General features: G+C 66.3%; 11 protein-coding genes (1 of these 11 cut by a window edge). 2 read left to right on the forward strand and 9 right to left on the reverse strand.

Annotated features, from left to right (window positions below; translation table 11 throughout):
- Nucleotides 1–483 carry the 3' portion of a lipopolysaccharide biosynthesis protein gene (locus tag P1X14_RS05800; protein ID WP_277314369.1) on the forward strand. Its footprint begins 996 nt before the window's first position, so 483 of the gene's 1,479 nt are visible here — the last part of the coding sequence; its start codon lies off the left edge, out of view; its stop codon occupies nucleotides 481–483.
- Between the two features lie 12 nt (nucleotides 484–495).
- Here P1X14_RS05800 and P1X14_RS05805 read toward each other — a convergent pair whose 3' ends face one another.
- The 9 genes from P1X14_RS05805 to P1X14_RS05845 form a co-directional block, all read right to left on the reverse strand.
- The gene (locus P1X14_RS05805; protein ID WP_277314370.1) at nucleotides 496–924 is read right to left on the reverse strand and encodes a CBS domain-containing protein; all 429 of its coding nucleotides are present in this window, start codon (nucleotides 922–924) and stop codon (nucleotides 496–498) included.
- A gap of 71 nt (nucleotides 925–995) precedes the next feature.
- Complete coding sequence (locus P1X14_RS05810) at nucleotides 996–2,537, reverse strand: hypothetical protein (protein WP_277314371.1); 1,542 nt, start codon at nucleotides 2,535–2,537, stop codon at nucleotides 996–998.
- Between the two features lie 7 nt (nucleotides 2,538–2,544).
- The gene (locus P1X14_RS05815; RefSeq protein WP_277314372.1) at nucleotides 2,545–3,954 is read right to left on the reverse strand and encodes a DUF4139 domain-containing protein; all 1,410 of its coding nucleotides are present in this window, start codon (nucleotides 3,952–3,954) and stop codon (nucleotides 2,545–2,547) included.
- A 124-nt stretch (nucleotides 3,955–4,078) separates the two neighbouring features.
- Nucleotides 4,079–4,939, reverse strand: coding sequence for a DUF4167 domain-containing protein (locus P1X14_RS05820; RefSeq protein ID WP_277314373.1), 861 nt, complete (start codon nucleotides 4,937–4,939; stop codon nucleotides 4,079–4,081).
- A gap of 256 nt (nucleotides 4,940–5,195) precedes the next feature.
- Nucleotides 5,196–6,017: a peptide chain release factor N(5)-glutamine methyltransferase gene (gene prmC, locus P1X14_RS05825; protein WP_277314374.1), complete on the reverse strand. Its 822-nt coding sequence runs from the start codon at nucleotides 6,015–6,017 to the stop codon at nucleotides 5,196–5,198.
- Nucleotides 6,014–6,316, reverse strand: coding sequence for a hypothetical protein (locus P1X14_RS05830; RefSeq protein ID WP_277314375.1), 303 nt, complete (start codon nucleotides 6,314–6,316; stop codon nucleotides 6,014–6,016). Before P1X14_RS05830 ends, prmC begins: the two co-directional genes overlap by 4 nt.
- Nucleotides 6,309–7,379, reverse strand: coding sequence for a peptide chain release factor 1 (prfA, locus tag P1X14_RS05835; RefSeq protein WP_277314377.1), 1,071 nt, complete (start codon nucleotides 7,377–7,379; stop codon nucleotides 6,309–6,311). Before prfA ends, P1X14_RS05830 begins: the two co-directional genes overlap by 8 nt.
- On the reverse strand, nucleotides 7,376–8,698 hold the full coding sequence (gene hisS / locus P1X14_RS05840) for a histidine--tRNA ligase (RefSeq protein ID WP_277314378.1): 1,323 nt from the start codon (nucleotides 8,696–8,698) through the stop codon (nucleotides 7,376–7,378). The genes prfA and hisS overlap by 4 nt, the downstream gene beginning before the upstream one ends.
- A gap of 195 nt (nucleotides 8,699–8,893) precedes the next feature.
- Nucleotides 8,894–9,664, reverse strand: coding sequence for a crotonase/enoyl-CoA hydratase family protein (locus P1X14_RS05845; protein WP_277314379.1), 771 nt, complete (start codon nucleotides 9,662–9,664; stop codon nucleotides 8,894–8,896).
- Between the two features lie 145 nt (nucleotides 9,665–9,809).
- Between P1X14_RS05845 and P1X14_RS05850 the strand changes: the two genes are divergently transcribed.
- Nucleotides 9,810–11,102, forward strand: coding sequence for a cytochrome P450 (locus P1X14_RS05850; RefSeq protein ID WP_277314380.1), 1,293 nt, complete (start codon nucleotides 9,810–9,812; stop codon nucleotides 11,100–11,102).
- The last annotated feature ends 101 nt before the right edge of the window (nucleotides 11,103–11,203 follow it).

Here is an 11,203-nt window from a genome sequence, read left to right on the forward strand (position 1 = left end):
GAGGCCGCGCCGATCGTCCACTGGCTCGCGCTCGCCATGCCGATGATGACGATCCAGACCCTGTTCGCCCCCGCCAGCGACGCGCTGGGCCATCCCGAGATCGGCGCGCGCAACGGCTTTACCGGCGCGATGCTGCTCCCGCTTGCATTCCTGGTCGGCGTGAATTGGGGAATCGAGGGGCTGATCGCGGCATGGTTCGCTGCCTATCCGCTCTATCTGGGGATCAGTGCCTGGCGCACGCTGCCGGTGATCGGAGTGAAGGCCCGCGAATTGGTCGATGCGATCACACCGGCGGCGATGGCCGCAGTCGCAATGGCGCTGGTGGTGAGTCTGCTCGACGATGTGCTGCCGGCGATGCCCGCCATCGCCCGGCTGGGCTTCCTCGTCTGCACCGGCGCCGCGGCCTATGGCGCGTGGCTGGCCATCTTTGCCCGCGGCACGATCGAGGAAGTGGTCGACATGGTGAGGAAGCGCGGCAAGTAAGCGCCGCCGGCTTCAGGCCTGCTGTATATAGTCGCGCATTGCATTGGCCTCGGATTCGATCCGTTCGATCCGGTGCTTCACCAGATCGCCGATCGACACGAAGCCGACGCACTTGCCGCGTTCGACCACCGGCAGGTGGCGAATCCGCCGCCGCGTCATCATCGCCAGCGCGCCGAGGATCGTCTCACCGGGTGCAACGGTGATCGCCGGCGCCGTCATCACCTGGCCGACCGTGCGGTTCAGCGCCGCGGGGCCTTCGCGTTCGAGGCAGTAGATGACATCGCGTTCGGAGAAGATACCGGCGACCGCGCCGCCCTCCAGCACCGGCACCGCACCGATGCGTTTGCTCGCCAGAAGCGTCACCGCTTCGGCCACGGTCCGATCGCCCGAGATCGAGACCACGGCATTGCCCTTGCCGCTCAGGATTGCTGCGATCGTCATCGCTCCTCTCCTCATGCTGTTCAGGCGATTGAGAATCTCACGAATCGCCCATGAATGCAAAGCCCGTGCGCTCAGTCGTTCCGCCGCTGCTCGACCAGCCGGTAGCGCAGCTCGACCTTGCCGTTCGCCGGGATCTCCACCGCCCAGACGTCGCGCCCGTTCTTGCGCTTCAGCCGCGCCGAAGTCCGCGCGCGCGTCCAGCCATCGTCGGCGGTCAGTTCGGCTTCGAAGCGGACCGGGAAGGGATTGGCGTTGGTCACCGTCAGCAGCTGATCGGTCCAGCTGCCGTCGTCGTTCGTTCCGGTCTCGTCGACCATCGCATTGACCTGATAGGATTCGGCGATCTGGATCTCGACTTCCTCGCCCACCGCCTTGTCGGTGATCGAACCCTCGCCGATCAGCGCGCGGCTGTCGCCCAGCGGCTCGAACACAGCGACCTGCCCCGCGGGCAAAGCCAGCCCCAGCCCCTTGTCCTTCCTGTTCTGCGCACGAAGGTAGAGATAGACGCCATATTCCGAGCCGTTCCGGATGCTGGCCTTATAGACCACGTCGACCGGCACCGACTCCCGGTCCATCAGCGCGACCTGCTTGATCCCCATCGACGCGACCGTCGTGCGATGCGGCACGCGGTACAGCTTCAGATCGCCCAGTTCCTCCTGCTGCACCTGTACCGGGGAAGACATGCGCTGCGCGGTGACGATGATCTCGGAATCGCCCACATCCGCCATCTCCATTGGAGGTGCGGCCATCGGCAGGCTGTCGGTCACCCCGCCGCGAAGCTCCGGCAGCGCGAAGCAGCGCATCTCCAGCGGAGAGCCCCCGCTCAGTGGCTCGCCCGAATCCTCGTCCTCGCGATTGACCTCGCCCGCGACCACCATCGTCTCGGCATTCTCGAAGCTGGTCACGTCGCCATTGGCCAAAGTCACCCAGGCGAACAGATCGGCGGTCTTCCCATCGGGCCGCATCGTCGCGACATAGCTGGCCTTCCACTCGAAGCCCCACGCCAGATAGGAAAGCGTGACCGTCACCTTGCGCTCGACCGGGGAATCGGTTTCGATCGACAGGGTCGGCTTGGCGGTCAGCCCCGGCGGCACTTCATTATAGACGATCGCCTCGTCCTCATTGCCGCAGTTCAGTGCGATGAAGCCGGTGCGGGTCTGGACGATCGCGGCGCCGTTCGGGCCGGAGCGGATGATTGCGGGCTCCTCGACGCTCTTGCCGTTCACCGTCCGGCGGATCGTGACCGGCCGCCCAAGGCTGCGATCATAAAGCGAGCGCGGGCTGAGCAGATCGGCATCGAGATTCTTCTCGCGCACCCCGTCGGGCAGGCCGGTGACGATCGCGCTTTCGGGCAGGATGCCCCCGGCGACACCTTCGAACCGGATCGTGCCGCGGCCCGCGGGAATGGTGATCGTCCGCTGCTCGGTGACCAGCGCATAGCCTTCGAGCCACTGCGTCTCGAATTGCTGGTCGTCGGCCGGATCATAGCCCGGCGCGCGATAGATGGTGACCGCAACCGACTCCGGCCCTGGCGACGATACCGTCTGGGCGAACGCAGGCGCACTCGCCAGCAACGTGGCGATCAGGGCAATCAGGGCGCGGATCGGCCGCACCGGCGGGTCAGAAGCGCGTGAGGAAAACGGCGGTGACGGTCGCTTCGCCATTGGCGGGCACGGTCACCTTCCACATCGTCTCGTCGGACGAGACGCGTTCGCTCTTCTGGCTCTCGCTCTCGATGCGGGTGTCGTCCCAATAGCTGTCGAGGCCGGACTGGGCGAGATCGACCGTCACCGGCGTCGATCGCGCATTGGTGATCGTATAGCGCATCGTCGTCCGCCAGCGATCGCGGCCCAGCGCTTCGCGCTTCTCGACCGTCGGCTTCACCTTCACATCGAACGCCTCGCCGGTCTTCAGCGCCAGGCTGGAACCCATCGGCGTGTGCGGGATCGCGCTTTCGCCGATGAACTGCGGCTGGCCGCGCGCATCGCGCATATAGACGCGCACCGAGCCCGCGGGCAGCGCATCGCCCAGCCCGCCTTCGCGCGACGACGAGAAGCGCAGCACCGTATCGAAGCTCACCGCTTCGTTCAGGCTGCCCAGCCACTGGTTGCGATAGAAATAGCCGCGCGCGGCAGGCGCCCCGGCGACGTCGAGGAAGCTGACCTGCTTCTGCTGCGCCTGGGCGATCGTGGTCCGCTCGGCCAGCGGATAGATATAGAAGTCGCCCAGTTGCTCGCGCGGGGCGGTCTGGGTGCCGGGGCGGTTGCCCGGAATGCTCTGGTTCCCGTTATAATAGGGCCGAGAGCTCGGCCGCCCGCTGTTGCCCCCGCCGACCGCGCCCGCGACGAGCAGAGTGCGCGCATTGCTGAAGGTCGTGCCGCTATTGTTGGTCAGCGTGATCCAGCCCTGCACGTCGATCTTGCCGGCGCTATCGTCGAACAGCGCAACGTAATCGGCCTTCCAGCCAAGCCCGCGCGACAGATAGTTGAGCGTCACCGGCCGCGCCCCGGCGCTGCTGCTGTCGAAGGTTACCGACAAAGTCGGCCGCGCGCGCAAGTTCGGCGGCAGCGTGGGGAAGATCACCCGCGCGCCATATTGCTCGAGGATCTCGATACGGTTGCCGATCTGAATGACAGTGCCGCCATTGTTGGCGAGGATCTTCGCCTGCTCGGTCGTTTCCACGCCCGCGGCATTGCGGCGCACCAGCGTCACGGTGGTGCCGACCGCCTTCTCCATCAGCTTGGCGGGGCTGAGCAGGTCGTAATCGAAATTCTGCTCGACCACGGTCAGACCCGATCCGCTCACCGTCACCGTTTCGGGGCGGATGCTGGCCGAGACGTCGGCGAATTCCTGGCGGATGCGGCTGGACGGCAGGGTCAGCGTGCGCGTGTCCTGCACCAGCGCGAGATCGTTGTTGTAGATGGTGACCGAGACATCGCCCTGGGCGGTCTGGCCGGGAGCGGGCACCGCCGCGGTCTGGGCCTGCGCCACGGCAGGCAGCGCCATGAGGGTGAGAGCCAACCAGCGCATCGCGAACCTCCCCGAACTGCTATGTCATGATGGTAGCAGGTCGGCAGGCGCGGGATAGGGGGTTCGCGACGAATTAACCCCTATTTCCGTCACCCCCCACGAACGAGGGGTGACGGGAAAGAGGTTATTCGGCTGCGACTTCGGCGTCGCGACGCGGACGGCCGCGGCGCTTGGGCTTTTCCTCGACCGGGGCTTCTTCCGAAGCGCCGGTGTCGATGCCCAGAGCCGGCGGCAGGATCGCGGCGTCGATGCCGTGCGAAGCCTCAGCTTCCGGAGCGGCTTCGCGGTCGCGGCGGGTGCGCAGGCCGCGGCGCGGGGCGCGCGGCGCTTCCTCGGCCTGGACTTCGGGAGCCTCGGCTTCGTCGCCATTATAATGGCCGTTGCCATTGGCGCGGCCGTTGCGGCGATCGTCGCGATCCTCACGCGAAGCGCGTTCCTCGCGGTTTCCACGATCTTCGCGGCCACCGTCACGCCCGTTGTCGCGGCTATTGTCGCGCCCAGTGTCGCGATTGCCACGGCCTTCGCGGTCGCCGCGCGCCTCGCGGCCATTGCCACGATTGTCACGGTCCTCACGGTTGCCGCGATGATCGCGATCTTCACGCTGGCCGCCCTCGTCGCCGCGCGGCTGATCGTCGCGGTCGCCTTCGGCTTCGAAGCCGAAATCGTCGGCGAAATCGTCGGTGCCGTTCTGATGACGCGGCTGCTGCTGGCCGGGGTTGTTCTCCTCGAAGCGCGAGCGGGTCTCGGCGAGGACGCGGAAATAATGGTCGGCGAACTGGAGATAATATTCGGTGTTGACCCGATCGCCCTGCATCTGGGCGTCGCGCGCCAGATTCTTGTATTTTTCGAGCAGCTGGGCAGCGTTGCCGCGGGCGCGGTTATCGATCCGGTTGCCGTTGTCGCGCTGGCCACCCTGGCCACCGCCCGAACGCTGCTGCTGTCCGCCACGACCGCGCCTGCGGCCGTTCGCCTGACGATTGTTCATCAAGGTCTGTTTGTCCTGTCTTTTTACAAAGCTGTCCGTCGATCCATCGGGTCCCGGATGCGTGTTACCGTTCGCGGCATGCTCCAACGGAACATCCCGCCGCCATGGCCACCGGACGGGGCGGCTCACATGACCTGGATTGGGGTCGCGCTGTTCAACGACCTGCTTTTCAACAACCTGGTTGAAAGTGCCCTACCCCAACCCGGTCTTAGCGGGTGCAGCACCAATCTCCAAGCAGAAATATATGTCCCAAATGCTACAATTCAACGGCGGTCACTACTCGGGAAAGTCCCTTAAGATCGCGGGTTACCGCCGGTCTTAACCCATGTTGGGCGACCAATGCGGAAACCGCTTCGGCCTGGGTGTAGCCGATCTCCATCACCGCGATTCCGCCGGGCGCGAGCAGGCGCGGCAGCTCCGGCACGATACGGCGATAATCGTCCAGCCCGTCGGCCCCGGCGAACAGCGCCTCGCCCGGCTCGTGATCGCGGACCTCGGGCGGCAATTGTTCCGCTGTGCCGATATAGGGCGGGTTGGCCAGGATCAGATCGAACCGCGCCTCGATCCCCTCTGCCCAGTCGCCAAGGCGGAACTCGGCGCGATCGATCCCCAGCCGCATGGCATTGCGTCGCGCATACGCCAAAGCAGTCTCCGACGCATCGACGCCCAACCCGGTCGCTTCGGGCCAATTGTCCAGCGCGGCGAGCAGCAGCGTGCCCGGCCCGGTGCCGAGATCGAGGATCCGCCACGGGGCCCGCTCCCCGAAATGGAGGATCGCGGCTTCGATCAGCGTTTCACTGTCGACACGCGGCACCAGCACGCCGGGGCCGACTTCGAGGTCGATGGTCCAGAAGGCGCGGGTGCCGGTAATGTACGCGATCGGCTCATGGTTCAGGCGACGCTGGAGGAGGGCTGCGAAACCTTCGGGCGCTTCACCCTCCAGCCCGCGCAACAACATCGCTTCGCGCGTGACACCCAGCGCGTGCGCCATCAGCAGTTCGGCGTCGAGGCGCGCGGTGTCGCTGATCGGCGCGAGCTGCTGGGCAGCCTGCGCAAGCTCGGACCAGACGGCGCTCACTTGTTCTCGTACGAAAAGAGCCAGACGAGCGGCTTGCTCGCGCGATCGTCGAGTTCGGGAGACGCGCGGCGGAGTTCGCGCACCGCCCATTCGCTGCCCTGATAGAGCGAAAGCGCCTGCCAATCAGGCTTCATTTCGCGAAGCCGGGCCAGCAAATCGAGCATCGGTAGTTCGACGGCATCCGCGCGCTCCATCCCGAGCGCATCGACCACCGCCCGCCAATCGGATTGCGGGTATGAGGCGCGCTGGTAGCCCAGATACGAAATGAGTGCCGGTCCGAGATCGGCAGTCTCAGCCATCCAGCTGCGCCAGCCGGTCGGCTTCGTCCTGCGCGATCAGGGCGCCGATCAGCTCGTCCATTTCGCCTTCCATAATCTCGGGCAGGCGGTGGAGGGTCAGGTTGATGCGGTGGTCGGTCACCCGGCCCTGCGGGAAGTTGTAGGTGCGGATGCGCTCCGAACGGTCGCCGGATCCGACCATCGACTGGCGTGCGCCGGCGCGCTCGGCATGGAGCCGCTCGCGTTCCTGCTCGTACAGGCGGGTGCGGAGCACCTTCAGCGCCTTGGCCTTGTTCTTGTGCTGCGACTTCTCGTCCTGCTGGATCACGACCAGACCGGTCGGGATATGGACGATGCGGACCGCGGAGTCGGTCGTGTTGACCGACTGGCCACCGGGGCCGGACGAGCGATAGATGTCGATGCGCAGGTCCTTGTCGTCGATCTTCACATCGACTTCCTCGGCCTCGGGCAGCACCGCGACGGTCGCGGCCGAAGTGTGGATACGCCCGCCCGCTTCGGTCGCTGGCACGCGCTGGACGCGGTGTGCGCCGCTTTCGAACTTCAGCCGCGCGAACACCCCCGCGCCGGTGACGCTGGCGATCACTTCCTTATAGCCGCCGGCTTCCGAGCTGCTGGCCGAGATCAGTTCGACCCGCCAGCCCATCCGGTCGGCATAGCGCTGGTACATGCGGAACAGATCGGCGGCGAAGAGCGCTGCCTCATCCCCACCCACGCCCGCTCGGATTTCCAGCATCGCGGCGCGCTCGTCGGCGGCATCGCGCGGCAGCAGCGCCAGCGCCAGCTTGCGCTCGGCGGTTTCCAGCGTCTCGCTGTTGGTGCGCAGTTCCTCGGACGCCATCAGCCGCAGCTCGTCGTCCGCGTCCTGCGTCATCAGCAGCAGCGATTGCCCCTCGGCCCGCAACCGCCGCACCTCGCCCGCCGCGACCGCGACCGGCTCCAGCTCGGCATATTCCTTCGACACCTGCACGAAACGCTCGCCCGACAGATCGCCGGTCGCCATCATCGCCTGAAGTTCGTCGCGCCGCGCCTCGATGGCCGCGATGCGGTCAGCAGGGATTTTCACGGCTGGAACGGCCCCTTCACGACTTCATCGTCAACGGTCGTGACCGCATCGGGAAACTCGTCTCCCGTTATCTGCGCCCACATCGCATCACACAGATCGTCCAGCGGAACCGACTGCTGCGTACCGTCGGCAAGCCGCTTCACGGCAGCCTCGCCGCGGGCAAGTTCGTCATCACCCAGAATGATGGCGTAACGAGCGCCAAGCGCATCGGCCTTCTGCATCCGCCGTTTCATATTGCCGCGAAACGCCATGTCGGCAGAGATGCCGTCCCGGCGCAGTTCCGCCAGGATCGACTGCGCTTTGAGGTTTGCTGCATCACCCATCGGGATGACAACCACCTCGACCGAACCTGCTGTTGGCTCCTCGATCAGCATCGCCAGCCGCTCGACACCCGCCGCCCAGCCCACGCCCGCCGTCTCCGGCCCGCCCAGATTCCCGATCAGCCCGTCATAGCGGCCGCCCGCCAGCACGGTGCCTTGCGCGCCCAGCCGGTCGGTGACGAACTCGAACGCAGTGTGACGGTAATAGTCCAGCCCGCGCACCAGCCGTGCGTTGCGGGTCCAGTTCACCCCCGCAGCGTCGAGGCCGTCGGTCACCGCTTTGAAGAACGCCGCGGCCTCTTCGGTCAGATAGGCGTCGATATCCGGCGCGCTGTCGGCCACCACGCGGTCGCCCGGATCTTTGGAATCCAGGATGCGCATCGGGTTCTTCTCGAGCCGGGTCAGGCTGTCCTCGGACAGCTGATCCTTGTGCGCTTCGAAATGCGCGACCAAAGCCGCGCGCCATGCGTCGCGCGTCTCGGCATCGCCCAGCGTGTTGAGCTGGAGCGTCACGCCGTCGGCGATGCCCAGCTCGTGCAGCAGCTGATCGGCCAGCACCAGCAGCTCGACATCGGCAGCGGGTTCGGCCGCGCCGATGATCTCGGCGTCGAGCTGATGGAACTGGCGGAAGCGGCCCTTTTGCGGACGCTCGTAGCGGAACACCGGGCCGCTGGTGACCAGCTTCATCGGTGCGTACTGCTGCCAGCCTTCGGTGATGTACGCACGGCAGATGCCGGCGGTGAATTCGGGCCGCAGGGTGATGAGGTCGCCGCCCTTGTCCTCGAACGTGTACATCTCCTTCGAGACCACGTCCGACGTCTCGCCCATGCTGCGCGCGAACACGCCGGTCGCTTCGAACACCGGGATCTCGACCCGCTGGAAGCAATAGAGGCGGCGCACGCGATCGAATGCGTCGAGCACATGGGCAAAGCGCCGCTGCTCGTCGCCGAAAATGTCCTGGGTGCCGCGAATGCGCTTGGGGGTTTCGATACGTGCCATGTTGGCGCGCGCTATTAGTGGAGAGATGCGCCCGACGCCAGAAGGGGATTTGACGTGAGGTATCCCACTCCCTCTTCTTGCCTTCCCCAGCGAAGGCTGGGGTCCAGGTGCAAGGCGCTCTTGGTCAGCGCCTGCACGCCGTTACGCCGACCTTGGCAACTGGGCCCCAGCCTTCGCTGGGGAAGTGAAAAGGGACTACTTCCCCTGCCACACCGGCGGACGCTTCTCGACAAAGGCGCGGGCGCCTTCGCGGCGATCCTCCGATTCCAGCGCGGGACGGGCCAGTTCGGCCTGCCGCGCCCAGGCTTCGTCAGCCGGCCAGCCCGGTGCAGCACGCAGGATCGCGGCGGCGGCGGCCAGCGCGGTCGGTCCATTGCGGATCAGCCGTTCGGCCAGTTCCAGCGCCCCGGCCAGCGCCTCGCCGGGCGGGGTCAGCCGGTTGATCAGGCCGTGGCGGTGGAAGAACTCTGCCGGGAACAGGTCGCCGGTCAGCACCACTTCGGCAGCAATGTTCGTGGGGATGCGGCTGGGCAGGTACAACAGCCCCCCACCGTTCGCGACGAGGTTGTGCCGCACTTCCGGCAACCCCATCCGAGCGGTCTCGGCCGCGACGATCAGGTGGCAGGCCAGCGCGATCTCGAACCCGCCGCCTGCCGCCGCGCCTTCGACCGCGGCGATCATCGGCTTGGCAGGCGGGCGCTCGCAAATGCCCATCGGCCCGCGCGCGGTGCGCGATCCGCTATGACCCTGTGCCGCCGAAGCCTTCAGGTCCGCGCCCGCGCTGAAATGCCCGCCCGCGCCGGTGATGATGCCGACGAACAGCGACGGATCGGCTTCATAGTCGTCCAGCGCCGCGGTCAGCGCCTGCGACGAGGCCGCGTTCATCGCGTTACGCACATGCGGCCGGTTGAGCGTCAGGATCAGGATCGGCCCGCGCCGTTCGATCAATAGGGGTGCTTCTTCCATGAGCCGGATTTCTGCGCCCTCCCCGCCGCCCCCGCCACCGGACTTTGGTGATGGCGGCATGAGAAAATCTGCTCTGGTTGCCTGCCCTGCCCCCGCATAGCCTTTCCCGAAAGCGGCCAAAGCGCCGCAACCGGAGGGGACGGCCATGCGCCAGGACGATATCGACCTCACCAATCCCGTATTCTTCGCCGATGGCGATCCGCACGCGATCTGGCGGCGATTGCGCGAGGAAGACCCGGTGCACTGGACCGAGGGGCGGCTCACCAAGAAATTCTGGTCGGTCACCCGCCATGCCGACGCCAAGTTCATGCTGATGAACGACACGCGCATCTTCAGCGTGCAGCGTGCGGGCGCGAACCTGCCGATGGGGCCTGAGTTCGAGAATCCCGAGGATTCGCTGTTCACCCAGCTGACCCAGAGCGCGCAGCAGCTGGCCACCATGGACGGCCAACCGCACAATGCGCTGCGCCGCTATTTCTCGACCCAGTTCACCTCGAACAGCGTCAATTCGCTGGAGGCGCTGGTCCGTTCGGTCAGCGACGAGATCCTGGCCGATATCCTGCCGCGCGGGACGTGCGACTTCACCACCCAATATGCCGGCCGCCTGCCGACCGCAGTGATCGCCGCGATCCTGGGCGTACCGCGCGAGATGTGGGACGATTTCTACCTGTGGAACAACATGTTCGCCGCACCCGAGGATCCTGAGTTCTCGATCGGCACGCCGGTCGAGACCAGCACCGCGGGCGTCAGCAACATCATGCGCACCGTAGTCGAACTCGCCGAACTGCGCCGCGCCAATCCGCAGGACGATCTGCTGACCGCACTGGTGCAGGCCGAGATCGACGGCGTGCCGCTGACCCACACCCAGATCGGTTTCAACGGGCTGATGTTCTTCGCCGCCGGGCATGAGACCACCCGCTCGTCGATGAGCGTCGGCCTGCTCGAGCTGATGAAAGACCCCGAGCAGCTCGAATGGCTGCGCGCGAACCGCAACGATCCGGCGGTGCTGCGCGCAGCTGCGGAGGAGTTCGTCCGCTATTCCTCGCCGCTCACCCACACGCTGCGCACGGTGACGGAGGATGTCGAGGTCGGCGGGCAGCAGATGAAGGAAGGCGACTGGGCCGTCATCTGGTTCCACGCCGCCAATCGCGATCCGCGCGTGTTCGAGAACCCCGAGAAGTTCGATGTCCGCCGCAGCCCCAATCCGCATCTGGGGTTCGCGGTGGGCAAGCATTTCTGCCTCGGCGCGCATCTGGCGCGGCTCGACATGGCGGTGATGCTCGGCGAAGTGCTGGCGCATATGGACGATATCGAACTGGCCGGGCCGGTCGAATGGGCCAGCTCGAACCTGTTCTGGGGCATCAAGCACATGCCGATCCGGTTCCGCGCACGAAACGATTTCGGCGCGGCGCAGTCCGCCCGCGCCGCCAACGGCTAAACATCCAAGTAAAGCCGCCCGTAATCGCCGCACCGCGGCATGAGGGAATGGCATGCAGCGCCAACCATTACTGATTGGCGCCTGTGCTGCCCCACGGATAG

It is taken from the genome of Sphingomonas sp. AOB5 (assembly GCF_029433115.1).
Lineage (GTDB): Bacteria > Pseudomonadota > Alphaproteobacteria > Sphingomonadales > Sphingomonadaceae > Sphingomonas.